36 protein-coding genes are annotated in these 24347 nt (G+C 61.9%); 4 read left to right on the top strand and 32 right to left on the bottom strand.

Going from position 1 to position 24347, the window contains the following annotated elements:
• Positions 1-20: 20 nt before the first annotated feature.
• The 7 genes from rplQ to QK287_RS07640 all read right to left on the bottom strand — a co-directional run bounded on the left by rplQ (position 21) and on the right by QK287_RS07640 (position 4312).
• A complete protein-coding gene (rplQ, locus tag QK287_RS07610) occupies positions 21-578 on the bottom strand; it encodes a 50S ribosomal protein L17 (protein ID WP_253032186.1) in 558 nt (185 codons plus the stop codon).
• Between the two features lie 75 nt (positions 579-653).
• Positions 654-1664: a DNA-directed RNA polymerase subunit alpha gene (locus tag QK287_RS07615; RefSeq protein WP_024366109.1), complete on the bottom strand. Its 1011-nt coding sequence runs from the start codon at positions 1662-1664 to the stop codon at positions 654-656.
• A 133-nt stretch (positions 1665-1797) separates the two neighbouring features.
• Positions 1798-2199 carry a 30S ribosomal protein S11 gene (gene rpsK / locus QK287_RS07620; RefSeq protein WP_018773682.1) on the bottom strand — a complete coding sequence of 134 codons (402 nt, stop codon included), beginning with the start codon at positions 2197-2199 and terminating at the stop codon, positions 1798-1800.
• 41 nt (positions 2200-2240) lie between these two features.
• Positions 2241-2615 carry a 30S ribosomal protein S13 gene (rpsM, locus tag QK287_RS07625; RefSeq protein WP_024366110.1) on the bottom strand — a complete coding sequence of 125 codons (375 nt, stop codon included), beginning with the start codon at positions 2613-2615 and terminating at the stop codon, positions 2241-2243.
• A gap of 174 nt (positions 2616-2789) precedes the next feature.
• Positions 2790-2903: a 50S ribosomal protein L36 gene (rpmJ, locus tag QK287_RS07630; RefSeq protein ID WP_009358722.1), complete on the bottom strand. Its 114-nt coding sequence runs from the start codon at positions 2901-2903 to the stop codon at positions 2790-2792.
• Between the two features lie 68 nt (positions 2904-2971).
• Entirely contained in the window at positions 2972-3193 is a 222-nt protein-coding gene (gene infA / locus QK287_RS07635) for a translation initiation factor IF-1 (protein WP_011775571.1), read from the bottom strand.
• 177 nt (positions 3194-3370) lie between these two features.
• The gene (locus QK287_RS07640; RefSeq protein ID WP_282359748.1) at positions 3371-4312 is read right to left on the bottom strand and encodes a P1 family peptidase; all 942 of its coding nucleotides are present in this window, start codon (positions 4310-4312) and stop codon (positions 3371-3373) included.
• 233 nt (positions 4313-4545) lie between these two features.
• On the opposite strand from QK287_RS07640, the gene QK287_RS07645 reads away from it, so the two are divergent.
• From QK287_RS07645 to QK287_RS07655, 3 genes are all read left to right on the top strand, one after another.
• Positions 4546-5496 (top strand): sugar ABC transporter permease, encoded by a 951-nt coding sequence (locus QK287_RS07645; protein ID WP_226774745.1) that lies wholly within the window; start codon positions 4546-4548, stop codon positions 5494-5496.
• 62 nt (positions 5497-5558) lie between these two features.
• Positions 5559-6413 carry a carbohydrate ABC transporter permease gene (locus QK287_RS07650; protein WP_282359802.1) on the top strand — a complete coding sequence of 285 codons (855 nt, stop codon included), beginning with the start codon at positions 5559-5561 and terminating at the stop codon, positions 6411-6413.
• Positions 6414-6487: 74 nt separating this feature from the next.
• Positions 6488-7834, top strand: coding sequence for an ABC transporter substrate-binding protein (locus QK287_RS07655; protein WP_226774746.1), 1347 nt, complete (start codon positions 6488-6490; stop codon positions 7832-7834).
• 86 nt (positions 7835-7920) lie between these two features.
• Here the strand turns inward: QK287_RS07655 and map are convergent, their stop codons facing one another.
• The 23 genes from map to rpsJ form a co-directional block, all read right to left on the bottom strand.
• Positions 7921-8748, bottom strand: a complete 828-nt coding sequence (gene map / locus QK287_RS07660; RefSeq protein ID WP_226774747.1) for a type I methionyl aminopeptidase — start codon at positions 8746-8748, stop codon at positions 7921-7923.
• A gap of 103 nt (positions 8749-8851) precedes the next feature.
• Positions 8852-9421, bottom strand: a complete 570-nt coding sequence (locus QK287_RS07665; RefSeq protein WP_226774812.1) for an adenylate kinase — start codon at positions 9419-9421, stop codon at positions 8852-8854.
• 5 nt (positions 9422-9426) lie between these two features.
• Positions 9427-10737, bottom strand: coding sequence for a preprotein translocase subunit SecY (gene secY, locus QK287_RS07670; protein ID WP_253032183.1), 1311 nt, complete (start codon positions 10735-10737; stop codon positions 9427-9429).
• Positions 10738-10922: 185 nt separating this feature from the next.
• Complete coding sequence (gene rplO / locus QK287_RS07675; RefSeq protein WP_058931722.1) at positions 10923-11417, bottom strand: 50S ribosomal protein L15; 495 nt, start codon at positions 11415-11417, stop codon at positions 10923-10925.
• Complete coding sequence (rpmD, locus tag QK287_RS07680) at positions 11418-11624, bottom strand: 50S ribosomal protein L30 (protein ID WP_160664304.1); 207 nt, start codon at positions 11622-11624, stop codon at positions 11418-11420. It lies immediately after the preceding gene.
• Between the two features lie 3 nt (positions 11625-11627).
• Positions 11628-12311 carry a 30S ribosomal protein S5 gene (gene rpsE, locus QK287_RS07685; RefSeq protein ID WP_226774750.1) on the bottom strand — a complete coding sequence of 228 codons (684 nt, stop codon included), beginning with the start codon at positions 12309-12311 and terminating at the stop codon, positions 11628-11630.
• 26 nt (positions 12312-12337) lie between these two features.
• A complete protein-coding gene (gene rplR / locus QK287_RS07690) occupies positions 12338-12721 on the bottom strand; it encodes a 50S ribosomal protein L18 (RefSeq protein ID WP_024366121.1) in 384 nt (127 codons plus the stop codon).
• A 2-nt stretch (positions 12722-12723) separates the two neighbouring features.
• The gene (gene rplF, locus QK287_RS07695; RefSeq protein WP_226774751.1) at positions 12724-13260 is read right to left on the bottom strand and encodes a 50S ribosomal protein L6; all 537 of its coding nucleotides are present in this window, start codon (positions 13258-13260) and stop codon (positions 12724-12726) included.
• Positions 13261-13278: 18 nt separating this feature from the next.
• On the bottom strand, positions 13279-13677 hold the full coding sequence (gene rpsH / locus QK287_RS07700) for a 30S ribosomal protein S8 (RefSeq protein WP_024366123.1): 399 nt from the start codon (positions 13675-13677) through the stop codon (positions 13279-13281).
• A gap of 94 nt (positions 13678-13771) precedes the next feature.
• Positions 13772-14353, bottom strand: a complete 582-nt coding sequence (gene rplE / locus QK287_RS07705; RefSeq protein WP_226774752.1) for a 50S ribosomal protein L5 — start codon at positions 14351-14353, stop codon at positions 13772-13774.
• Complete coding sequence (gene rplX, locus QK287_RS07710; protein WP_226774753.1) at positions 14353-14712, bottom strand: 50S ribosomal protein L24; 360 nt, start codon at positions 14710-14712, stop codon at positions 14353-14355. Before rplX ends, rplE begins: the two co-directional genes overlap by 1 nt.
• A gap of 3 nt (positions 14713-14715) precedes the next feature.
• Positions 14716-15084: a 50S ribosomal protein L14 gene (rplN, locus tag QK287_RS07715; RefSeq protein WP_024366126.1), complete on the bottom strand. Its 369-nt coding sequence runs from the start codon at positions 15082-15084 to the stop codon at positions 14716-14718.
• Between the two features lie 366 nt (positions 15085-15450).
• Entirely contained in the window at positions 15451-15759 is a 309-nt protein-coding gene (rpsQ, locus tag QK287_RS07720; RefSeq protein ID WP_136321879.1) for a 30S ribosomal protein S17, read from the bottom strand.
• On the bottom strand, positions 15756-16085 hold the full coding sequence (rpmC, locus tag QK287_RS07725; protein ID WP_269461899.1) for a 50S ribosomal protein L29: 330 nt from the start codon (positions 16083-16085) through the stop codon (positions 15756-15758). Before rpmC ends, rpsQ begins: the two co-directional genes overlap by 4 nt.
• Before the next feature lie 2 nt (positions 16086-16087).
• Entirely contained in the window at positions 16088-16504 is a 417-nt protein-coding gene (rplP, locus tag QK287_RS07730; protein WP_024366129.1) for a 50S ribosomal protein L16, read from the bottom strand.
• Positions 16505-17350 carry a 30S ribosomal protein S3 gene (gene rpsC / locus QK287_RS07735; RefSeq protein WP_226774754.1) on the bottom strand — a complete coding sequence of 282 codons (846 nt, stop codon included), beginning with the start codon at positions 17348-17350 and terminating at the stop codon, positions 16505-16507.
• Positions 17351-17716 (bottom strand): 50S ribosomal protein L22, encoded by a 366-nt coding sequence (gene rplV / locus QK287_RS07740; protein ID WP_069949298.1) that lies wholly within the window; start codon positions 17714-17716, stop codon positions 17351-17353.
• A 38-nt stretch (positions 17717-17754) separates the two neighbouring features.
• On the bottom strand, positions 17755-18036 hold the full coding sequence (rpsS, locus tag QK287_RS07745) for a 30S ribosomal protein S19 (RefSeq protein WP_018773666.1): 282 nt from the start codon (positions 18034-18036) through the stop codon (positions 17755-17757).
• A 12-nt stretch (positions 18037-18048) separates the two neighbouring features.
• The gene (rplB, locus tag QK287_RS07750; RefSeq protein WP_226774755.1) at positions 18049-18888 is read right to left on the bottom strand and encodes a 50S ribosomal protein L2; all 840 of its coding nucleotides are present in this window, start codon (positions 18886-18888) and stop codon (positions 18049-18051) included.
• Between the two features lie 29 nt (positions 18889-18917).
• Positions 18918-19223 carry a 50S ribosomal protein L23 gene (gene rplW / locus QK287_RS07755; protein ID WP_056425233.1) on the bottom strand — a complete coding sequence of 102 codons (306 nt, stop codon included), beginning with the start codon at positions 19221-19223 and terminating at the stop codon, positions 18918-18920.
• Complete coding sequence (gene rplD, locus QK287_RS07760; RefSeq protein ID WP_056425230.1) at positions 19220-19843, bottom strand: 50S ribosomal protein L4; 624 nt, start codon at positions 19841-19843, stop codon at positions 19220-19222. The genes rplW and rplD overlap by 4 nt, the downstream gene beginning before the upstream one ends.
• A 4-nt stretch (positions 19844-19847) precedes the next feature.
• Positions 19848-20498: a 50S ribosomal protein L3 gene (rplC, locus tag QK287_RS07765; RefSeq protein WP_024366134.1), complete on the bottom strand. Its 651-nt coding sequence runs from the start codon at positions 20496-20498 to the stop codon at positions 19848-19850.
• Positions 20499-20515: 17 nt separating this feature from the next.
• Positions 20516-20824, bottom strand: coding sequence for a 30S ribosomal protein S10 (gene rpsJ, locus QK287_RS07770; RefSeq protein ID WP_038464699.1), 309 nt, complete (start codon positions 20822-20824; stop codon positions 20516-20518).
• Positions 20825-21275: 451 nt separating this feature from the next.
• On the opposite strand from rpsJ, the gene QK287_RS07775 reads away from it, so the two are divergent.
• The gene (locus QK287_RS07775; protein ID WP_282359751.1) at positions 21276-22715 is read left to right on the top strand and encodes a GH1 family beta-glucosidase; all 1440 of its coding nucleotides are present in this window, start codon (positions 21276-21278) and stop codon (positions 22713-22715) included.
• A 13-nt stretch (positions 22716-22728) separates the two neighbouring features.
• On the opposite strand, the gene QK287_RS07780 is transcribed toward QK287_RS07775, so the two are convergent.
• Positions 22729-22854, bottom strand: coding sequence for a hypothetical protein (locus tag QK287_RS07780; protein WP_282359752.1), 126 nt, complete (start codon positions 22852-22854; stop codon positions 22729-22731).
• Positions 22855-22994: 140 nt separating this feature from the next.
• The gene (gene tuf, locus QK287_RS07785) at positions 22995-24185 is read right to left on the bottom strand and encodes an elongation factor Tu (RefSeq protein ID WP_226774757.1); all 1191 of its coding nucleotides are present in this window, start codon (positions 24183-24185) and stop codon (positions 22995-22997) included.
• Positions 24186-24347 lie beyond the last annotated feature (162 nt).

Here is a 24347-nt window from a genome sequence, read left to right on the forward strand (position 1 = left end):
TAGGCGAAGAAGTCAGCGAATTACTTCGCGTCCTTGGACTCTGCGGCGGCTTCCTCAGCGGCCGGAGCCTCTTCGGCAGCAACTGCTTCCGTCTCGGTGACCTCGGCGGCCGGAGCCTCTTCTGTCTCGGCAGCGTCGGTCTCAGCAACCGGGGCCGCCTTGTCGGCGTCGCGCTTGGCGGCGGAGGTAGCCTCGGCTACGACTGCCTGCTTCGCGGAAACCGGCTCGAGAACCAGTTCAATGACAGCCATGGGAGCGTTGTCGCCCTTACGGTTGCCGATCTTGGTGATGCGGGTGTAGCCGCCGTTGCGGTTCTCCACTGCCTGCGCAATGTCGGTGAACAGCTCGTGGACGATGCCCTTGTCGCTGATCAAGCCGAGTACACGGCGGCGGGAAGCCAGGTCGCCGCGCTTGGCGAAAGTCACCAGGCGCTCGGCGTACGGCTTCAGTCGCTTGGCCTTGGTCACCGTGGTGGTGATCCGCTTGTGCTCGAACAGTGCGGCGGACAGGTTCGCGAGCATCAGGCGCTCGTGACTTGCTCCGCCTCCGAGGCGCGGACCCTTAGCGGGGGTAGGCATAATAGTTTCTCCTCATATGGAAGCCGTTGGGCTGCGCACCGTGGTGCATCCAGCCGGCAGGCCAAGATCTGTTTGTTAGAGCTCGTCGTCGCTGAACGCGGCGTCGTCCTCTTCAATTGCTGCGGCGCGTGCTGCGAGGTCAAATCCGGGAGGGGAGTCCTTGAGGGACAGGCCCAGTTCAACAAGCTTTGCCTTGACCTCATCAATGGACTTCGCACCGAAGTTACGGATGTCCATCAGGTCAGCCTCGGAGCGGGCAACGAGTTCACCCACGGTGTGGATGCCCTCACGCTTGAGGCAGTTGTAGGAACGGACGGTGAGGTCCAGATCCTCGATCGGCAAGGCCATGTCTGCTGCCAGCGCAGCATCCGTCGGCGACGGGCCAATCTCGATACCTTCAGCTGCGGTGTTCAGCTCGCGGGCCAGACCGAACAGTTCCACCAGGGTGGTACCTGCCGAAGCAACCGCATCGCGCGGGGCGATGGCCTGCTTGGTCTCGACGTCGACAATCAGCTTGTCGAAGTCAGTGCGCTGCTCAACACGGGTAGCTTCCACGCGGAAAGTAACCTTCAGCACCGGCGAGTAGATCGAGTCGACCGGGATGCGGCCAATCTCGGAGTCGCCGGACTTGTTCTGAGCGGCCGAAACGTAGCCGCGGCCGCGCTCGATGGTCAGTTCGAGTTCGAACTTGCCCTTCGAGTTCAGTGTGGCAATGTGCAGATCCGGGTTGTGGAATTCGACGCCGGCCGGCGGAGCGATGTCCGCGGCCGTGACGACTCCCGGGCCCTGCTTGCGCAGGTAAGCAACAACCGGCTCGTCGTGCTCGGAGGAGACCGAGAGGTTCTTGATGTTAAGGATGATCTCAGTGACATCTTCCTTGACACCCGGAACCGTGGTGAACTCGTGCAGCACGCCATCGATCCGGATGCTCGTGACAGAGGCACCGGGGATGGAGGAGAGCAGGGTACGGCGGAGGGAATTTCCGAGGGTGTATCCGAAGCCGGGCTCCAACGGTTCAATGATGAAACGGGAGCGGTTGTCGGAGACGACCTCTTCGGAGAGGGTGGGGCGCTGTGCAATGAGCACTTAGGTTTCCTTTCGGCGAGCATCCGCTATATGACGCAACACAGGTGGTGGAAAGATCGGTCTGAGGACTTAACGCCGCCGGGCTTGCCCGGACCATCGAAGGTCCGGGCAAGCACCGGTGCGTTGGAAAGCCTTAGACGCGGCGGCGCTTCGGCGGACGGCAACCGTTGTGGGCGCTGGGGGTTACATCCTGGATGGATCCAACCTCAAGGCCAGCGGCCTGCAGTGAACGGATAGCCGTTTCGCGACCCGAACCCGGGCCCTTGACGAATACGTCAACCTTGCGCATACCGTGCTCCTGCGCACGCTTTGCGGCGGCTTCGGCGGCCATCTGGGCTGCGAACGGGGTGGACTTACGTGAGCCCTTGAAGCCAACCTCACCGGAGGAAGCCCAGGAGATGACAGCACCGTTCGGATCCGTGATGGAAACGATGGTGTTGTTAAAGGTGCTCTTGATGTGCGCCTGGCCCAGCGCGATATTCTTTTTGTCCTTCTTACGCGGCTTGCGAACCGCGCCACGAGTCTTCGGGGGCATTATTTCTCCTACAGAAAGTTATCGGGTGGAAGACGAGCGGTTTAGCGCGTCTTCTTCTTGCCTGCGACGGTGCGCTTCGGGCCCTTGCGGGTACGTGCGTTCGTCTTTGTACGCTGTCCGCGCACTGGCAGGCCCTTGCGATGGCGAATACCTTCATAGCTGCCGATTTCCACCTTGCGGCGGATATCTGCTGCTACTTCGCGGCGAAGGTCACCTTCAACCTTGTAGTTGCCTTCAATGTAATCACGCAGCTGGACGAGCTCGGCGTCGGACAGGTCCTTGACCCGAACGTCCGCGCTGATGCCGGTGGCAGCCAGGGTTTCGTGTGCACGGGTCTTGCCCACGCCGTAGATGTAAGTAAGCGCAATTTCCAACCGCTTTTCGCGGGGAATGTCTACGCCAGCGAGACGAGCCATAGAGGCAGTGCTCCTTGAATAAACCGGAGGTCGTAGGCAGTACACCCGCACGGTGCGTGCGGCCCCAGCCTCCGACCGGGGGTTAGCTGTCCGGGCCCATACGTCCCAGATCAGCTTGTGCTGCCTTTTATTTACTTGCGTGGGTTAGCAACCCAGGATTTCCCGAAAGGGAAATTAGCCCTGGCGCTGCTTGTGGCGCGGGTTCTCGCAGATCACCATGACCCGGCCATTACGGCGGATCACTTTGCACTTTTCGCAGATCTGCTTGACGCTCGGCTTGACCTTCATGGCGTTCCTTTGCGTGTTGCAGTGGTCAGCTGGACCGGCCTTCGGCTGTCGCCTTGGCCGTCCAGTGTTTACTTGTAGCGGTAGACGATACGACCACGTGTCAGGTCGTACGGGCTCAGCTCCACCACTACCCGGTCCTCAGGGAGAATCCTGATGTAGTGCTGGCGCATCTTTCCAGAGATGTGTGCCAGAACGACGTGCTTGTTGGTGAGCTCAACGCGAAACATCGCGTTAGGCAGCGCCTCAGTCACAACGCCCTCGATCTCAATGACCCCGTCCTTCTTGGCCATACCCTCCGCTAACTGTTGTTTGCCGCAGCCCTTCCGGTTGCACCGGAAATGACCACGGACGTTTTTGATTGATTGGCTGATGCCTCCCGGCCACAAAAGGGCACAACAGGGCAGACAACCAACAGACAACACTACGGCATTGCCGCCGAAATGTTAAATCCAGCAATCGTAGCGCACTCAGCGTCCGTATGCACCAAAGTGGCCCGACGGAGTGCTCACGGCCCGCGCGCTGGCGATCCCGTCCAGGATCGCCAGGCGGACGACGTCGGCAGCCGCACTTTGCAGGCTGATCAGGCTCCCCTGCCGAGCCGCCTCGCTGCTGCGGTCCAGCGACAGGGCGCCGGTGGCGAGGCAAAAGACGGTGTCGCCGTCGGCCAGGGTGTGGCTGGGATACAGTGCCCGCGCCAGGCCGGCATGCGCCGCCGAAGCGGTGCGTTTGCATTCGGCTTTGTCCAGGACCGCATTGGTGGCTACAACGGCAAGGGTGGTGTTGAGCGGCGGCGCAGCCGTGACTTTCGCTTGCCGATCAGTGATCGCGCCGGAACCCTCGTAGGGCAGGCCCAGGGCGTTAACTACGGCGAGGGCCCCGACCACGACGCCGTTCTCCAGCGTGATCGAGGCTGTGCCTATGCCGCCCTTATAGGTCCCCCGGCCAATGAGGGCGCCGGTGCCAGCGCCTACGTTGCCTCGTTCGACGGCGTGCCCTTCAGTGCGGCCGGCCGCGTCCGCTGTGGCCGCATAGCCCATGGCGGCGTCCGGGCGGGCAGCAAAGTCGCCGCCGCGGCCAAGGTCGAAGATCGCCGCCGCCGGCACGATTGGGACCAGTCCGCCGGGCACGGTGAACCCGCGGCCGTGCTCCTCGCACCAGCGCTGGGCCCCGCCGGCGGCGGCCAGGCCGTAGGCGCTCCCTCCGGTGAGTACGACGGCGTCAACGGTGCGGGTCAGGGTTGTGGGGTCCAGCGCGTCGGTTTCATGCGTTCCTGGGCCGCCGCCGCGGACGTCGACGGAGCCCGCAGTGCCGGCCGGAGGGAGCACCACCGTCACCCCGCTGAGCCACCCGGCGGCCGTCCTTTCCGTGTGGCCCACCCGGATTCCCGGCACGTCCGTAATCGCTGTCATGGTCCTATTGTGCTCCCGGCAAACCCAAAGCCGGCCGCCGCGGCCTCGCCGGCCCCAAACGAACGTTGTGTAATACCGCCACGAATACCGGGTAAACGGAAACGGAAGTCTGGCGTAACAAAGGCCCGCCGGGGTCCTGTGCGGGATTCAGCCCACCACCTGTGTGGTGAAGTGTTGTTGATCCCCCGCCCACTTGCCTGCCATCGGCAGGCCCGGATCCGTTAGAGACCCCTATGACACGACAATTGACCGAGAGTCCTCCGGCTATCGCCAGGACTGTCGCACCGGACCCGCGCCGGGGACGCTGGTCCAACCGGACCCGCCGGGATTTTATGGTCTTCCTGGCGCTGGCCCTGCCAAACCTTGCACTGATAGCGGTGTTTACCTACCTGCCGCTGATCAATAACATCTACTACTCCACGCTTGACTGGACCCTTGGCTCCGCTTCCGCCACGGTCGTCGGCTTCGACAACTACATCAACTTCTTCACCAGCGCCGACGCCGCCAAGGTCCTGGGGACCACCGCCGTCTTTACCGTTATCACCGTTGGCGGCTCCATGGTCCTCGGTTTGCTGGTAGCCCTCGCGTTGAACTCCAAAGTCCGCGGAACCACTTTCGCCCGGTCCGCCGTCTTTGCCCCCTACGTGCTCAGCGGTGTGGGCGTTGGGCTGGTCTGGCTGTTCATCTTTGATCCCGGCTACGGCGTGCTCGCCTGGCTGCTGCGAGGCTTCGGCCAGCAGAGCCCCCAGTGGATCAACGACCCGCAACTGTCCCTGGTGATGGTCATCATCGTCTATGTCTGGAAAAACCTCGGCTACTGCGCCGTCGTCTACCTCGCCGGGTTGCAGTCGCTCCCCCAGGACGTGATGGAGGCCGCCTCCCTGGACGGCGCCAACGGTTTCCGCCGCTTCGTCAGCATGTCGGTTCCGCTGCTCTCTCCCACAACCTTCTTCCTGCTGATCACCACAATGCTCAGCTCCCTGCAGGCCTTCGACCTGATCCGGATCATGACCCCGCTGGGCAACGGCACCAGCACCCTGATTTACGAGGCATACCTGCAGGCTTTCGGTGCCTTCAACCGGGCCGGCTACTCCGCCTCAATCTCCGTGATCCTCTTTGGCATCCTGCTCATCATCACCGTGCTGCAGGTGCGGTTCGTCGAACGGAAGGTGCACTACTCGTGAGCACACTCTCGCCCGTGAATCCCGATCCCCCGGCCGCAGCCGCCTCCGGCACCGAGGCTGAGGTGCCGCGCCAGCGGCCGTTTTCCCGCGCCAACCTGGTGCAGACAATCGCCGGCGGCTACGTCCCCCTCATCCTCGGCACCCTCGTCGTGGTCCTGCCACTGCTATGGATGGTCCTCAGTTCCCTCAAGCAACCCGGTGAAATCATCACCATGGACCTCAAGCTCCTGCCGGAGAGCGTAAACCTGGACAACTACCGCGTTGCGATGACCACCGTGCCGTTTGCCCAGTTCTTCCTCAACAGCCTGATTGTGACTACCGTGGGCGCCACCGTGAAGGTGATCCTGGCCATCCTGACCGCCTACGCCCTGGTTTTTGTGCGCTTTCCCTTCAAGAACGCCATTTTCATTCTTATCCTGGTCGCGCTGATGGTGCCGCCGCAGGTTTCGATCCTGCCCAACTACATCCTGATCGCGGGCATGGGCGGAAAAAACACGCTGTGGGGCATCATCCTGCCCGGACTCGGCACCGCCTTCGGCACCTTCCTGCTGCGCCAGCATTTTATGACGCTGCCCGGCTCCATCCTGGAGGCTGCCGAGATCGACGGCGCGGGCCACTGGCGCCGGCTGTGGCAGGTCGTTGTCCCGGTCTCCGGCCCCTCCATAGCTACCGTCGCCCTGGTCACAGTGGTGAGCGAATGGAACGACTACATCTGGCCCCTTATCATTACCGACCGGCCGGAAACCATGACACTGCCCGTCGGCCTGACGCTGTTGCAGAACTCGGAAGGAAACGGCTCCGGCTGGGGCATCCTGATGGCCGGCGCCGTACTGGTCATTGTGCCCATCCTCTTGGTCTTTGCCGCCCTGCAGCGCTATATCGTCGCCGGCCTCACCCAGGGCAGCGTCACCGGATGACACAGCGCTCGAAAGTTCCCCTGCCCACAACGTCTACACCGTTCAACGAGTCAGCATCATCGAGAGGATCCACCATGGCATCGAATCTTGGCCGAAGGCACTTCCTGGGACTGGCCGGCGCAGGCGCCGGCGCCGCTGCGCTGTCTGCCTGCGGCGGCCCGTCCACCGGCGGCACTGCGGCAGCAACCACCGCCGCCGACATCGACTTCAACGGCGTCAAGCCGGCAGCTTCGATCGATTTCTGGAGCAACCACCCGGGCAAGTCCCAGGACGTGGAAAAAGCCATGATCGACAAGTTCCAGGCCAAATTCCCGGAGATCAAAGTCAACCTCGTCACCGCCGGGGCGAACTACGAGGAAATCGCACAGAAGTTCCAAACATCCCAGGCCGCCAAGTCAGGCCTTCCGGGCCTTGTGGTGCTCTCCGATGTCTGGTGGTTCCGCTACTACACCAACGGCAACATCATCCCGCTGGACAGCCTGGTCAAGCAGCTGGACATCAAGGTGGGGGATTTCCAAAAGTCCCTGGTCGCCGACTACCAGTACGAGGACAAGCAGTGGGCGCTCCCCTACGGCCGCTCCACCCCGCTGTTCTACTACAACAAGGACCACTTCAAGGCAGCCGGGCTGCCGGACCGCGCGCCGAAGACGTGGCAGGAATTTGCCGAGTGGGCCCCTAAGCTGCAGGCCAGCTCCGGCGCCCAGTATGCCTACATTTACCCGGCCCTGGCCGGGTACGCCGGCTGGACACTGCAAAATAACCTGTGGGGTTGGGGCGGCAGCTGGTCCAATGAATGGTCCATCAACTGCGATTCCGCCGAGTCGGTCGCCGCGCTGCAGTGGGCCCAGGACTCCATCTTCAAGGACAAGTGGGCAGGCGTCTCCTCCAAGGAAGCTGCCGACGACTTCGCCGCGGGCATTACCTCATCAACGATCTCCTCAACGGGTTCGCTGCTGGGGGTCCTGAAGTCCGCGAAGTTTAATGTCGGCGTCGGCTACCTCCCGGGCGGACCCAAGAACGAGAGCCCTGTGTGCCCCACCGGCGGTGCGGGATTGGGCATCCCCAGCGGCGTCAGCAAGGAGGTCCAGCTCGCAGCAGCCATGTTCCTGAAGTTCATTACGGAACCGGAAAACACGGCAGACTTCTCCGCGGCCACCGGCTACATGCCCACCCGGACGTCCGCGGACATGACCGCTGTTCTCGCTGCCACCCCGCAGATCAAGACAGCCATGGACCAGCTCGCCGTGACGCGCGTGCAGGACAACGCGCGGGTGTTCCTGCCCGGCGCCGACCAGGAAATGGCCAAGTCCGCCGCGGCGATCCTCACCCAGCAGGGCGATGTCCAGGCGACAATGACGGCACTCAAAAGCACCTTGGAAGGGATCTACACCAAGGACGTGAAGCCTAAACTCAAGAGCTAAGTCCCTCCCACCCAACTGGCTCGCAGTTGTGGCCGTTTTGAGCACTCATAACGGCCACAACTGCGAGCTACTTGGGTTAAGCGGGTTTAGGGAATCGGGACGGGCACGACGCCGAACGGTTCCAGCTTCGCCGCTCCCCCGTCCGGCGCGGACAGAACCCAGATGCCCTTCTCGTGGACCGCAACGGAATGTTCCCACTGGCAGGACCGTTTGCCGTCGGTGGTCACGACTGTCCAGTCGTCGTCCAGGACAGCGGTTTCGATGCTGCCCCGGACCAGCATGGGTTCGATGGCCAGGCACAGCCCGGGACGGATCTTCGGTCCGCGGTGAGTGGTGCGGAAGTTCGGTACGTCCGGGGCCATATGCATTTCGGAACCGATGCCGTGGCCCACATAGTCCTCGAGGATGCCCAAGGCCTTGCCGGGCACGGAGGAAACGTAATCGTCGACGGCGTTCCCGACGTCGCCGACGAACTTCCCGGTCGCGAGGGCGGCAATCCCATGCCACATTGCGCTCTCGGTGACGTCGGAGAGCCTCTGGTCCTCAGGATCGGCCGTGCCCACGATAACGGTTCGCGCGGAGTCCGAGTGCCACCCGTCCAGGATCGCGCCGCCGTCGATCGAAAGGATATCCCCGTCCGCCAGGACGCGGCCGCCGGGGATGCCGTGCACTACTTCCTCGTTGACCGAGGTGCAGATGGTCGCGGGGAACCCGTGGTATCCGAGGAAATTCGATGTGGCACCAGCGTCCTTGAGGACGGCGGCGAACACAGCGTCAAGGTCTTTGGTGGTCTTCCCCGGGGCGGCCGCCGCTGTCGCGGCGTCAAGGGCCCGGCTGAGGACGAGCCCGGCCTGGTGCATGGAACGCATCTGGGCGTTGGTCTTGTATTCGATGCGTGGCTGGCCGAATGCCATTCGCAACTTCCTTTCGGTGGGGCCGGCCGCCCCGATGGGCGGATGGCCAAATGGCTGAGGCCCCTCCCGGTTCACGGGAGGGGCCTCAAGGTTCATGATCCGGTCAGGCCGACTGGGCCGCTTTGATCGCTTCCATCACACGGTCGGTGACCTCGTCGATGCCGCCAATGCCATCAACACGGGTCAGGATGCCACGCTCGGCGTACTTGGCGACGACGGCTTCCGTCTGGCCGTGGTAGAGGTCGAGGCGGTGCCGGATGACGGCTTCGTTGTCGTCGGAGCGTCCGGTTTCCCTGGCGCGGCCCAGCAGGCGGGTGACAAGCTCCTCGTCGTCGGCCGTCAGCTGCAGGACGACGTCGAGCTTCTGGTCCCCTTCGGCGAGGATCCCGTCGAGGTAGTCGACCTGCGCTGTGGTCCGCGGGTAGCCGTCGAGGAGGAAGCCGTTCCCGACGTCGCCCTCCTGCAGCCGGTCGCGAACCATCTTGTTGGTCACGCTGTCCGGGACAAAGTCGCCGGCGTCCATGTACTTCTTGGCTTCGATGCCCAACGGCGTCTCACCCTTGACGTTGGCGCGGAAGATATCTCCCGTGGAGATCGCAATAACGCCGAGGCGCTCAGAAATGCGTTCCGCCTGCGTACCCTTGCCGGATCCGGGAGGTCCGATAATCAACATTCTCGTCATCGCAAAAGCCCTTCGTAGTGACGCTGCTGTAGCTGCGCGTCAATCTGCTTGACGGTCTCCAACCCGACGCCGACCATAATCAGGATCGACGTACCACCGAACGGGAAGTTCTGGTTGGCGTTGATCAGGACCAGGGCGACCAGCGGGATAAGTGCCACAAAAGCGAGGTAAATGGCACCGGGAAGCGTGATCCTGGCAAGCACGTACTGCAGGTAATCTGCAGTCGGCTTGCCGGCACGGATACCCGGAATGAAGCCGCCGTACTTCTTCATGTTCTCAGATACTTCTTCAGGGTTGAAAGTGATCGCAACATAGAAGTAAGTGAAGAACACAATCATGGCGAAATAGAGCGCCATGTAGACGGGGTGGTCACCGCGGACCAGGTTGTTGTTGATCCACTCCACCCAGGGGGCCAGCTGCTCGCCGGGCTTGGGCTGGTTGAACTGCGAGATCAGGCCCGGCAGGTACAGCATCGACGAAGCGAAGATGACGGGAACGACGCCGGCCATGTTCACCTTGATCGGGATGTAGGTACTGGTGCCCCCCACGGTGCGGCGGCCGATCATGCGCTTGGCGTACTGCACCGGGATGCGCCGCTGGGACTGCTCCACAAAGACCACGGCGGCCACCGTCAGCAATCCGATGACCAGGACCAGGAAGAAGGTGCCCGGACCCTTGGAGGTCCAGATGGCACCCAGGGAGCCGGGGAAGCTGGAGACGATCGAGGTGAAGATGAGCAGCGACATGCCGTTGCCAACACCCTTTTCGGTCACAAGCTCGCCCATCCACATGATCAGGCCGGTGCCGGCCGTGAGCGTGATGATGATCAGGATGGTGGTCACGATGCCGGTGTCCGGGATGATCGGCAGCTGGCAGTTGGGCAGCAGTTGGCCGGAGCGGGCCAACGACACCAGGGTCGTGGCATTCAACAGGCCCAGCGCGATCGTAAGGTAACGCGTGTACTGCGTCAGCTTCGATTGGCCGGAGGCACCTTCTTCGTACAACATCTGGAACCGGGGAATAACCACCCGGAGCAGCTGGACGATGATACTGGCCGTGATGTAGGGCATGATGCCCAGGGCGAAGACGGACACCTGCAGCAGCGCACCGCCGCTAAACAGGTTGACGAGCTGGTAGATACCGCCCGAGGTCTGACCGTTCTGCAAGCATTGCTGGACATTCTGGTAGCTCACACCGGGCGAGGGGACAAAGGCACCCAAGCGGAAGATGGTGATGATTCCCAGCGTGAACAACAACTTGCGTCGCAGATCAGGCGTGCGAAAGGCCCGGCCAAATGCGCTAAGCAAGCGTCCTCCTGAGTATTAAGTAAAGTCGTGTGAGGCAGGTCAAATAAACCCAACAACCGAGTCTAACGGGTGGACGCGCCCTGCGAACAATCGCCGGACCGGGAAACGAGAAAAACTCCCGGCAGCCGGGGCCGAAGCCCCGGCTACCGGGAGTTTTCACAACGGGCAACTGCCCCGCCGCCTCCTTAGAGGGCGGTGGTGCTTCCGCCTGCTGCGGCAATCTTCTCTGCGGCGCTGGCCGAGAATGCGTGCACGGTGACGTCAACCTTGACGGTGATGTCACCGGTGCCCAGCACCTTGACGGGCTGGTTCTTGCGAACCGCACCCTTTTCGACCAGGTTCTCCACGGTGACTGCGCCACCTTCCGGGAACAGCTCGTTGAGCTTGTCCAGGTTTACTACCTGGAACTCAACCCGGAACGGGTTCTTGAAACCGCGCAGTTTCGGCAGGCGCATGTGCAGCGGCAACTGGCCGCCGGCAAAGCCAGCCTTGATCTGGTAGCGGGCCTTCGTACCCTTGGTACCGCGACCAGCGGTCTTACCCTTGGAACCTTCGCCACGACCAACACGGGTCTTGGCGGTCTTGGCACCCGGGGCGGGACGCAGGTGGTGAACCTTCAGTGCGTTCTGCTTCTCAGCAGCGGCGCCCTGTGCCTTTTCGGCGGTGTTCTTCTCTGCCATTTACTTCGCCTCCTCTACCTTTACCAGGTGCGGAACCGTGTTGAGCATTCCGACGGTCACGGCGTCGGCGGTGCGGACAACGGTGTGTCCGATCCGCTTCAGGCCGAGGGACCGAAGGGTGTCGCGCTGGTTCTGCTTGCCGCCAATGGCGGACTTGATCTGAGTGATCTCCAACTGTGCGTCGGAGACAAGCACGTTCTTAGCCAAGACTCAGACACCTGCCTTCTGGTTCAAAAGCGCCTTCACCATTGCCGGCGGAGCGATCTCGTCGAGCGGGAGGCCGCGGCGTGCTGCCACTGCTGCCGGCTCTTCGAGGCGCTTCAGCGCGTCAACGGTCGCGTGCACGATGTTGATGGCGTTGGAAGATCCGAGCGACTTGGAGAGGATGTCGTGGATGCCCACGCACTCCAGTACTGCACGGACCGGACCGCCGGCGATCACACCGGTACCGGCGGAAGCCGGACGCAGCATAACAACGCCTGCGGCGGCTTCACCCTGAACGCGGTGCGGGATGGTGCTGCCGATGCGGGGGACGCGGAAGAAGGACTTCTTGGCTTCTTCGACGCCCTTCGCGATGGCGGCAGGAACTTCCTTAGCCTTGCCGTAGCCAACGCCGACCATACCGTTGCCGTCACCGACGACGACGAGGGCGGTGAAGCTGAAGCGACGACCACCCTTGACGACCTTGGAAACACGGTTGATGGTTACGACGCGCTCTACGAACTGGCTCTTTTCGGCTTCACGGCCACCATCGCGGCCACCACGGCCACCACGGTCGCCACGGCCCTGGCCGCGGTCGCCACGCTCGCCGCGACGAGCGCCACCACGGGCGCCGTCAGCGGCAGCAGCAGGCGCAGCGGTCTCAGTTGCCGGAGCAGCTACAGCTTCAGTCACCTGAATGTCCTTTTCGTTATTTTCGGTCACAGTGCCAGCCCACCTTCACGTGCGCCGTCAGCGACGGCGGCGATCCGGCCGTGGTACTTGTTACCACCGCGGTCGAAGACAACTGCTTCGATACCGGCAGCCTTGGCACGCTCGGCGACGAGCTCGCCAACGCGCTTGGCCTTGGCAGTCTTGTCACCGTCGAATGCACGAAGGTCGGCTTCCAAAGTGGAGGCGCTCGCTACGGTCAGGCCCTTGCTGTCATCAACAACCTGGACGAATACGTGGCGTGCGGACCGGTTGACGACCAGACGAGGACGTACAGCCGTTCCGGAAATGCGCTTGCGGATACGAAGCTGGCGACGGCTGCGCTGGGCAGACTTGCTCTTGTTCGTACGCTTCTTGTTAATTGCGATCGCCATGGTTACTTACCAGCCTTTCCGACCTTGCGGCGGATGACTTCGCCTGCGTAGCGGATGCCCTTGCCCTTGTAGGGGTCCGGCTTCCGCAGCTTGCGAATGTTGGCAGCAACCTCGCCGACCTGCTGCTTGGAGATACCTGAAACAGAGAGCTTGGTCGGGGTCTCTACTGCAAAGGTGATGCCGTTCGGTGCCGTGATGTTAACCGGGTGGCTGTAGCCCAGAGCGAACTCCAGGTCAGTTCCCTTTGCCTGAACGCGGTAACCGGTACCGACAATTTCAAGCTTCTTCTCGTAGCCTGCGGTGACACCCTGGATCATGTTGGCGATCAGGGTGCGGGTCAGGCCGTGCAGCGAACGTGAGGCGCGCTCATCGTTCGGGCGGGCGACGGTCAGGGTGCCATCTTCCAGGGAAACCTCGATCGGGCTGGCCACAGTGTGGCTCAGCTCGCCTTTGGAACCCTTGACGCTGACGACAGAGCCGTCAACCTTGACCTCAACGCCGGCAGGAACGGTGATGGGGAGACGTCCAATACGTGACATTATTCTCTTCCTTTCCCGTTACCAGACGTAAGCGAGGACTTCGCCGCCCACGCCCTTCTTGCCGGCCTGCTTGTCAGTCAAGAGGCCGGAAGAGGTGGACAGGATTGCGACACCCAGGCCACCGAGCACGTGCGGCAGGTTGGTGGACTTTGCGTAAACGCGCAGTCCCGGCTTGGAAATACGACGAACGCCAGCGATTGAACGCTCGCGGTTCGGACCGAACTTGAGCTCGAGGGTCAGCTTCTTGCCAACCTCCGCGTCTTCTTCTTTCCAGGAGGCGATGTAACCCTCGGCCTTCAGGATGTCGGCAACGCGTGCCTTGAGCTTGCTGTACGGCATAGACACGGATTCGTGGTATGCCGAGTTTGCGTTGCGCAGACGCGTAAGCATGTCTGCGACGGGATCTGTCATTGTCATGGTGGGCTCTTGCCCTTCCTCATAACGGTTTCCACCGTGCTGGGCAGCCGAACAAGTTCGGGACCAGCACGGACGGACCTTTTACGTAGCTAGATTAATCTTCGGTCTTGAACGGGAAGCCAAGCGCCTTGAGCAGCGAGCGGCCTTCGTTGTCGGTCTTGGCAGTGGTCACGACGGTGATGTCCATGCCGCGAACGCGGTCGATGGAATCCTGGTCGATCTCGTGGAACATAACCTGCTCGGTCAGACCGAAGGTGTAGTTGCCGTTGCCGTCGAACTGCTTGCCGCTGAGGCCCCGGAAGTCGCGGATACGCGGCAGAGCCAGCGTGACCAGACGGTCCAGGAATTCCCACATACGGTCCCCACGCAGAGTTGCGTGTGCACCGATCGGCATGCCTTCGCGCAGCTTGAACTGTGCGATCGACTTGCGGGCTTTGGTTACCTGCGGCTTCTGGCCGGTGATCAGGGTCAGATCGCGGACAGCGCCGTCGATCAGCTTGGAGTCCTTGGCGGCATCTCCAACACCCATGTTCACAACGACCTTCACCAGACGGGGAACCTGGTTGACGTTCTCGTACTTGAATTCCTCAACGAGCGTGCTCTTGATGGAATCCGCGTACTTGGTCTTCAGACGAGGAACGATCTTGCTTGCCGGAGTCTCGAGAGTCTCAGTCATTAGATGTCCTTCCCTGAGCTCTTGGCCACGCGGACACGCACTTCGCGCTTCACGCCATCGCGCTCAACGGTCTCGGTGCGGAAACCGACGCGGGTGGGCTTTTTGGTGGACGGGTCAACCAGTGCCACGTTGGAGATGTGGATCGTAGCCTCGACGACTTCGATGCCACCGGTCTTGGTGCCGCGCTGCGACTGACCGACCTTGGTGTGCTTGGTTACGCGGTTGATACCTTCGACCAACACGCGGTTGGACTCGGGGTATACGCGCAGAACCTTGCCCTGCTTGCCCTTGTCACCGCCGCGCTCAGCCTTGGCACCGGTGATGACCTGAACCAGGTCGCCCTTTTTGATCTTAGCCATGGACTAAAGCACCTCCGGAGCCAGAGAAACGATCTTCATGAACTTCTTATCGCGAAGTTCACGACCAACCGGTCCGAAGATGCGGGTACCGCGGGGGTCACCGTCAGCCTTCAGGATCACAGCTGCGTTCTCGTCAAACTTGATATAGGAACCATCCGCACGGCGGCGTTCCTTCTTGGTACGGACGATGACAGCCTTGACGACGTCGCCCTTCTTTACGTTGCCGCCCGGAATTGCGTCCTTGACGGTAGCGACGATTACGTCGCCAATGCCTGCGTAGCGACGGCCAGATCCACCGAGAACGCGAATGGTAAGGATTTCCTTAGCACCCGTGTTGTCGGCGACCTTGAGTCGCGACTCCTGCTGAATCACTATTTACTCCTTGCGTCGCGCGGGTTCTCAGACCGAAAGTCTTCCTACGGAATGAGCCTTGCGGAACGGTTGATCGGGGTGTCTCTTGACCTGCCTGGATTTTGCCAGACCAGGCCTAAACTCCCGTGCCAAAAACATTTGCTTCCCTAATGAATCCCGACGGGTCGGGGCAGAAGGGGGCACTATGCCGTGGCACGCTTGTTTACGAGGTTGATGACAGCGCACAGAGGGCGCCATACAAACTCAAAATCTTAGCACGTTTCGGGCGTATCCCCATATCACGGCAGCGACGCCGGCGGGAAACGGAGAAACCCCCGCGCCCAGAAGGGAACGGGGGTTTCTCGACTCACAGCGAGGCTGCAGGTGTTACTTGGCCTTCTCGAGGATCTCCACCAGACGCCACCGCTTGGTAGCGGAGAGCGGGCGGGTCTCGGCGAGGAGAACGAGGTCGCCGATGCCGGCGCTGTTCTCTTCGTCGTGAGCCTTGATCTTCGTGTTGCGGCGAAGGACCTTGCCATAGAGGGCGTGCTTCACACGGTCCTCGACCTGGACAACGATGGTCTTTTCCATCTTGTCCGAGACCACGTAGCCGCGCTTCGTCTTACGGTCACCGCGCTCGTCAGCCGTAGCTGCGCCGGAAACAGTTTCCGTCACGTTCTCGTCCTTTTCACTCACTTGGTGTCCTCCTCAGTCTCAACCGTTTCAGCCTTGTCGGCCTTCTTGGTTGCAGCTTTCTTGGACTTCTTTTCTTCCTTGGCTTCCACAACCGGTGCGGCAACCTCGGCACGAATGCCCAGCTCGCGCTCACGGAGAACGGTGTAGATGCGGGCGATGTCCTTCTTTACCGCGCGCAGCCGACCGTGGTTCTCCAGCTGACCGGTGGCGGACTGGAAACGCAGGTTGAACAGCTCTTCCTTGGCCTTACGGAGTTCCTCAACGAGTCGCTCGTTGTCGAAACCGTCCAGCTGTGCGGATGCAAGTTCCTTGGATCCTACTGACATTTCTATTCACCACCTTCGCGACGCAGAATGCGTGCCTTCAACGGGAGTTTGTGGATCGCCAGGCGCAGTGCCTCGCGGGCCGTTTCTTCATCGACCCCGGAGATCTCAAAGAGAACCCGGCCCGGCTTGACGTTTGAGACCCACCATTCCGGAGAACCCTTACCGGAACCCATACGGGTTTCGGCCGGCTTCTTCGTCAGCGGACGGTCCGGGTAGATGTTGATCCAGACCTTGCCGCCACGCTTGATGTGGCGGGTCATCGCGATACGGGCAGACTCGATCTGACGGTTGGTGACGTATGCCGGGCTCAGAGCCTGGATACCCCACTCACCGAAAGAGACCTTCGTGCCGCCCGTTGCAGCGCCGGAACGACCCGGGTGGTGCTGCTTACGGTGCTTGACTCGACGTGGGATAAGCATTTAAGCCTGTCCTCCTTCTACTGACTGCGCCGTGCCTGCGGCTCCGGCTTCAACAGCCGGAGCTTCGGCAGCAGCGGGTGCAGCCTCAGCCGGGCGATCGTTACGACGACGGCGGTCACCACGGTCAGCGCCACCCGGGCGGCCCGGACGATCGCTGGCACCACGGCCGCGGGACGGAGCAGCAGCAGCCTGCTGAGCCAGTTCCTTGGCGGTGACGTCACCCTTGTAGATCCAGACCTTCACGCCGATACGGCCGAAGGTGGTCTTGGCCTCGTAGAAGCCGTAGTCGATGTTCGCGCGGAGGGTGTGCAGGGGCACACGGCCTTCGCGGTAGAACTCCGAGCGGGACATTTCTGCGCCGCCCAGTCGACCCGAGCAAGCGATCCGGATGCCCTTGGCACCGGCACGCTGTGCGGACTGCATGGCCTTCTTCATCGCACGGCGGAAAGCCACGCGGGAAGTCAGCTGCTCAGCAACGCCCTGGGCAACAAGCTGGGCTTCCATCTCGGGGTTCTTGACCTCGAGGATGTTCAGCTGAACCTGCTTGCCGGTGAGCTTTTCGAGCTCGCCGCGGATGCGGTCTGCTTCTGCACCGCGGCGGCCGATAACGATGCCCGGACGTGCAGTGTGGATATCCACACGGACACGGTCGCGGGTGCGCTCGATTTCAACCTTGGCGATACCGGCGCGCTCCATGCCCGTGGACATAAGCTGGCGGATCCGGATGTCTTCGCGAACGAAGTCCTTGTACCGCTGGCCGGGCTTGGTGCTGTCAGCAAACCAGTGCGATACGTGATCGGTGGTGATGCCGAGTCGGAACCCGTGCGGGTTAACTTTCTGTCCCACTTAGCGAGCCTCCTCTTTCTCCGGGGTAGCGACTACCACGGTGATGTGGCTCGTGCGCTTCTTAATCTGAAATGCACGACCCTGGGCTCGCGGCTGAAACCGCTTCATGGTCGGGCCTTCATCAACATACATTTCGCTGATGATGAGGTCACCCTCGTCAAACGCCACGCCGTCGCGGTCCGCGAGGACCCGGGCGTTGGAGATTGCCGACTGAACTACCTTGAATACCGGCTCCGAAGCTGCCTGCGGGGCAAACTTCAGAATTGCCAGAGCCTCATTCGCTTGCTTACCACGAACAAGGTTGACGACGCGCCGGGCCTTCATAGGCGTTACGCGGATGTGACGCGCAATTGCCTTGGCTTCCATTGCTTTCCTTCTCTCGTCTTTGACGTAAGTGCAGGCGCCTAGCGGCGCTTGCCCTTACGGTCGTCCTTGACATGGCCGCGGAATGTCCGCGTGGGAGCGAATTCGCCGAGCTTGTGCCCGACCATCGACTCAGTGACAAACACGGGGATGTGCTTGCGTCCGTCATGTACGGCGATCGTGTGACCGAGCATGTCGGGGACGATCATCGAACGGCGGGACCAGGTCTTGATGACGTTCTTGGTGCCCTTTTCGTTTTCCCTGGCTACCTTTACAAAGAGGTGCTGGTCAACGAAAGGACCTTTTTTCAGGCTGCGTGGCATGTGTCCAGGCTCCTATCGCTTGTTCTTGCCAGTACGACGGCGACGAACAATAAGCTTGTCGCTCTCTTTGTTGGGACGGCGGGTGCGGCCTTCGCGCTTACCGTTCGGGTTGACGGGGTGACGTCCACCGGACGTCTTACCCTCGCCACCACCATGGGGGTGGTCGACCGGGTTCATGGCGACACCACGGACGGTCGGGCGAACGCCCTTCCAGCGCATACGGCCGGCCTTACCCCAGTTGATGTTCGACTGCTCGGCGTTGCCGACCTCGCCGACGGTTGCGCGGCAGCGCACGTCAACGTTGCGGATTTCGCCGGAAGGCAGACGCAGCTGGGCGAAGCGGCCTTCCTTTGCCACGAGCTGGATCGATGCGCCGGCAGAGCGGCCCATCTTGGCGCCGCCACCCGGACGCAGTTCAACTGCGTGGATTACGGTACCTACCGGGATGTTGCGCAGCGGAAGGTTGTTGCCGGGCTTGATATCAGCGTCGGCACCTGCTTCCACCGTGTCACCCTGGGACAGCTTGTTCGGGGCGATGATGTAACGCTTGGTGCCATCAACGTAGTGGAGGAGTGCGATGCGAGCCGTGCGGTTCGGATCGTACTCGATTTCGGCAACGCGGGCGTTGACGCCGTCTTTGTCGTGGCGACGGAAGTCGATCAGACGGTACTGGCGCTTGTGTCCACCACCCTTGTGACGGGTCGTGATCTTACCGGTGTTGTTACGGCCACCCTTTTTCGGGAGGGGACGTACCAACGACTTTTCCGGCGTCGACCGCGTGATTTCAGTGAAGTCCGCTACGCTCGAGCCGCGACGGCCCGGGGTAGTCGGCTTATATTTACGGATTCCCATAATTTATTTCCTCGTTAAAGTGGTCTCCGCTACGAGAGCGGACCGCCGAAGATGTCGATAGTGCCTTCTTTGAGGCTCACAATTGCACGCTTGGTGTTCTTGCGGGTACCCCATCCGAATTTGGTGCGCTTGCGCTTACCGGCACGGTTGATGGTGTTGATCGAGTCGACCTTGACGGAGAAGATTTTCTCCACGGCCAGCTTGATCTCGGTCTTGTTCGAGCGGGGGTCCACCAGGAAGGTGTACTTGCCCTCGTCGATCAGGCCGTAGCTCTTTTCCGAGACGACGGGTGCAAGCACAACGTCGCGCGGATCCTTGAGGGTGGCTGCACTCACTTGGCATCCTCCTGGTTCTTTGCCACTGCCCGGTCAGCAACGAATGCTTCGTAGGCAGCCTTGGTGAAGACAACGTCATCGGAGACGAGAACGTCGTAGGTGTTCAGCTGGTCTGCGTACAGAACGTGAACATCCGTGAGGTTACGCACGGAGAGTGCAGCAACGTCGTTGGCGCGCTCGATGACAACGAGCAGGTTCTTACGCTCGGAGACACCTCGCAGGGTTGCCAGTGCAGCGCTGGAGGACGGCTTGGTGCCGGCTACCAGTTCAGCGACGACGTGGATGCGGCCGTTACGGGCGCGGTCAGAGAGAGCGCCGCGCAGTGCAGCAGCAATCATCTTCTTGGGGGTGCGCTGGCTGTAGTCACGCGGCGTGGGGCCGTGGACAACGCCACCACCGGTCATGTGAGGAGCACGGATTGAACCCTGACGGGCGCGGCCGGTGCCCTTCTGCTTGAACGGCTTGCGACCTGCACCGGAAACCTCGGCGCGGGTCTTGGTCTTGTGGGTACCCTGGCGAGCAGCAGCGAGCTGGGCAACGACGACCTGGTGCAGCAACGGCACGTTGGTCTGTACGTCGAAGATCTCTGCAGGCAGGTCAACCTTGACAGTGCTAGTCATTGAACTAGGCTCCCTTCACGGCGGTGCGTACGAGTACGACCTGGCCGCGGGCGCCGGGGACGGCGCCCTTGATCAGGAGCAGCGACTTCTCGACGTCAACCGCGTGGACCGTGAGGTTCAGCGTGGTGTGACGAACGGCGCCCATGCGGCCGGCCATTTTCATGCCCTTGAAGACGCGGCTCGGGGTGGATGCGCCACCGATGGAACCGGGCTTACGGTGGTTCTTGTGTGCACCGTGGGAAGCACCAACGCCGTGGAAGCCGTGACGCTTCATTACACCGGCGAAGCCCTTACCCTTGGTGGTGCCAACGACGTCGATCTTCTGGCCGGCTTCGAAGAGCTCTACGGAGAGCTCCTGGCCCAGCTCGTAAGAGTCAGCATCTGCAGTGCGCAGTTCGACGACGTGGCGGCGAGGCGTGACGCCTGCCTTTTCAAAGTGACCAGCCAGCGGCTTGGTGACCTTGCGGGGATCGATCTGGCCGTAGCCGATCTGAACGGCGACATAGCCATCAGTGTCTGCATTGCGCAGCTGCGTGATGACGTTGGAGTCAGCCTGGACCACAGTGACGGGGATGAGCTTGTTGTTCTCGTCCCAGACCTGGGTCATGCCGAGCTTCGTGCCCAGCAGGCCCTTTACGTTACGGGTTGCGGTCATAGTCTCTCAGCACCTCCCTAGAGCTTGATTTCGATGTTCACGTCGGCCGGCAGGTCGAGACGCATAAGCGAATCAACAGCCTTGGGCGTGGGGTCGATGATGTCGATCAGACGCTTGTGAGTACGCATTTCGAAGTGCTCACGGCTGTCCTTGTACTTGTGCGGAGAGCGGATGACGCAGTAGATGTTCTTCTCCGTCGGCAGCGGCACAGGGCCTACTACCGTGGCGCCTGCGCGCGTGACCGTCTCAACGATCTTCCGTGCTGAAACGTCAATGACCTCGTGGTCGTATGACTTCAGCCGGATGCGGATTTTTTGTCCCGCCATGTCGCCTGACTCTCTTTCAGTTAGTGCTGCTCCAGTGAGGGCTGCTCTGTTTACTTGCGTGTTGCATGTGGCTGCCGAGGCAATTGAAGTCGTAACTACCACCCGCCGCACAAGCTGAATCCGGACAAATCCGGGTTCCTCAACCTGCCGGCGTAACCGACCCCCGCGGTCGGGCGTGTCGCGCTTTTCACGCATACACATCCGCAGTTCCATGGGGAGTGGGTTATGTTTGGTCTCCTACTTGGACCCTGGCACCCGGCATTATCCGGATCGGGACGCGAAAGAGCGCTTGAACAACTCATCTAGTATGCCGGAATTTATGGGCAGAAGCGAATCGGCAGCCGCAGCGGGCGGTCCGGGCACCGCGCCGGCGGCAGTCTTTCGGCCCGGCCGACGCCGGAACGGATGGACACTCATTGCCTTCAGCAGGGAGCGTGGGGATGATGGGCAGATGACCGTGCAGGATGCTGTGGCGCTGCAGGCTCTTGCCGACCGCTTGAGCCCGGATTTCCTGTTGGGCGTCGCCTCGGCCGCCTTCCAGATCGAAGGTTCGCTGGACGCCGGCGGCCGCGGCCCCTCCGGCTGGGACGCCTTTGTTCAGAAACCCGGCAGCATCCGGGACGGCCACTCCCCCGCCGTCGCCTGCGACCACTACAACCGCACTCCCGAAGACGTCGAGCTGATGCGCACTCTCGGCGTCGATTCCTACCGCTTCTCGCTCTCCTGGCCCCGCATCCAGCCGGAGGGGTCCGGGCCGTTCAACACCGAGGGGCTGGACTTTTACGACCGGCTCATTGACCAGCTGCTCGCGGCCGGTATCGCTCCGATGGCGACCTTGTACCATTGGGACACCCCGCTGCCGCTCGAACACCGGGGCGGCTGGCTGAACCGTTCCACAGCGGAGCGCTTCGCGGAGTACAGTGCGGCCGCCGGCCGCCGGTTCGGTGATCGTGTAACACAGTGGGTAACGCTGAACGAACCGGCATCCGTGACGCTCAACGGCTACGCCCTGGGGGTGCACGCGCCCGGCCGGGAGCTGCTCTTTGACTCCCTGCCCGCCGTCCACCACCAGCTCCTGGGCCACGGCCTCGCCGTACAGGCGCTGCGGGCCGAGGGAGTCGCCGGCGCCGTGGGTGTCACCAACCTGCACTCACCGGTGCGGCCGGCCGGCCGCTCGGTCACGGACCGGATGCTTGCCGACATCTTTGACCTGGTGCTTAACCGGGTCTATGCGGATCCGATCCTCCTGGGGCGGTACCCGAAGGTCCCGCTGATCGCGAGGCCCTGGTTCCGCGCACTCGGCAATGCCTCCGACGAAGACCTCCGGACCATCCACCAGCCCCTCGATTTTTACGGGCTGAACTATTACTATCCGGTGAAGGTCGCGACCGGACGCGGCCAGGGCGACACCCCCGCGGGCAACGTGGACGCCATGCTGAAGATGCCCTTCCACCTGGTGGCATTCCCGGAGTACCCGACCACTGGCTTTGGCTGGCCGGTGGCACCGGAGCACCTGGGCCTGCTGCTCCGTGAGCTGAAAGACCGCTATGGAGCAGCGCTGCCCCCGCTGTATATCACCGAAAGCGGCGCCAGCTTTCCAGAGCCCGACCACGTCTCCGGCGCCATAGCGGATGCCGACCGGATCGATTACATCGCGGCCCATCTGGGCCACGCCCTGGATGCCACGGCGCCTGGCGGCGTCGCCGAGGACGTTGAATTGCTTGGCTACTACGTGTGGACCCTGATGGACAACTTTGAATGGGCGGCCGGCTACTCCCAGCGCTTCGGCCTGATCCACGTGGATTTTGACACCCAGGAGCGCACGCCCAAGGACTCGTTCTACTGGTATCAGGCACTAAGCCGGGCCCGGAAAAGTCGATCCGAGCCCTAGCCCGCCGGCGCGGCTACTGGCGCTTGTTGGCGCGGTCGATCCGCTTCGCCCGCTCGATTTCGTGCCGGAAGTACCTCTTGGCCCACAAGCCGCCCACGACGACAGCGAGCACAACCACGAGGAAAATGATCCATTCCATGCCGGACTCCTCTCTTCACCTGCAACGGTAGCAGGACGTTAAAAGGAACAGCCCCGCTGCACTGCAGCGGGGCTGTTCCTTGCTTCACGGCGGCCGTCAGGCGGCCGGACCGGTCAGCGACTAACTTGGATCAGCAAGTATTACTTGAGGATCTTGGTAACGCGTCCCGAACCAACTGTGCGGCCGCCTTCGCGGATAGCGAAGCCGAGGCCGTCTTCCATGGCGATGGGCTGGATGAGCGCAACGCTCATTTCAGTGTTGTCGCCGGGCATAACCATTTCCGTGCCTTCCGGCAGGGTGATGACGCCGGTTACGTCCGTGGTGCGGAAGTAGAACTGCGGGCGGTAGTTGGAGTAGAACGGGTTGTGACGCCCGCCTTCGTCCTTGGAGAGGATGTAGACGTTAGCCTCGAAGTCGGTGTGCGGGGTGATGGAACCCGGCTTGACGACAACCTGGCCACGCTCAACATCGTCACGCTTCAGACCGCGGAGCAGGAGGCCACAGTTCTCGCCGGCCCATGCTTCGTCGAGCTGCTTGTGGAACATCTCGATACCGGTAACCGTGGTCTTCTGGACCGGGCGGATGCCGACGATCTCGACCTCGGAGTTGATGGCGAGGGTTCCACGCTCGGCGCGGCCCGTAACAACGGTGCCACGGCCGGTGATCGTGAAGACATCTTCGATCGGCATCAGGAACGGCTTGTCACGGTCACGGACGGGGTCCGGAACGGACTCGTCGACAGCTTCCATGAGGTCCTCGACGGACTTGACCCAAACCGGGTCGCCTTCGAGGGCCTTCAGACCGGAAACGCGCACAACCGGGGCGTTGTCGCCATCGAAGCCCTGAGCCGAAAGCAGCTCGCGAACTTCCATTTCGACGAGGTCGAGGAGCTCTTCGTCATCGACCATGTCCGACTTGTTCAGCGCGACCAGCAGGTAGGGAACGCCAACCTGGCGGGCCAGCAGAACGTGCTCGCGGGTCTGAGCCATCGGGCCGTCAGTGGCGGCAACCACAAGGATCGCACCGTCCATCTGTGCGGCACCGGTGATCATGTTCTTGATGTAGTCAGCGTGACCCGGAGCGTCTACGTGTGCGTAGTGGCGCTTCTCGGTCTGGTACTCAACGTGGGAGATGTTGATGGTAATGCCGCGCTGACGCTCTTCGGGAGCAGAGTCAATGGACGCGAAGTCGCGCTGCTCGTTGAGAGTCGGGTACTTGTCGTACAGCACCTTGGAAATCGCGGCCGTCAACGTCGTCTTACCGTGGTCAACGTGACCAATGGTGCCGATGTTAACGTGCGGCTTAGTCCGCTCGAACTTTGCCTTTGCCACAGGTTCCTCCTAGAACGTTTTCAAATGACTTACCCTTCGACCGCGCTTGTCGCGGCGAAACTTCAGTAAGTCTACTTGGGGGGCTTTGGATTGATGAAATTGCAGATTCAGGAACTAATACTAGTCCCTTGAGCCTGTCGGTGCTGGTGGCCGGTCCGGCGG

This window comes from Arthrobacter sp. AL05 (assembly GCF_029960715.1).
GTDB lineage: Bacteria > Actinomycetota > Actinomycetes > Actinomycetales > Micrococcaceae > Arthrobacter.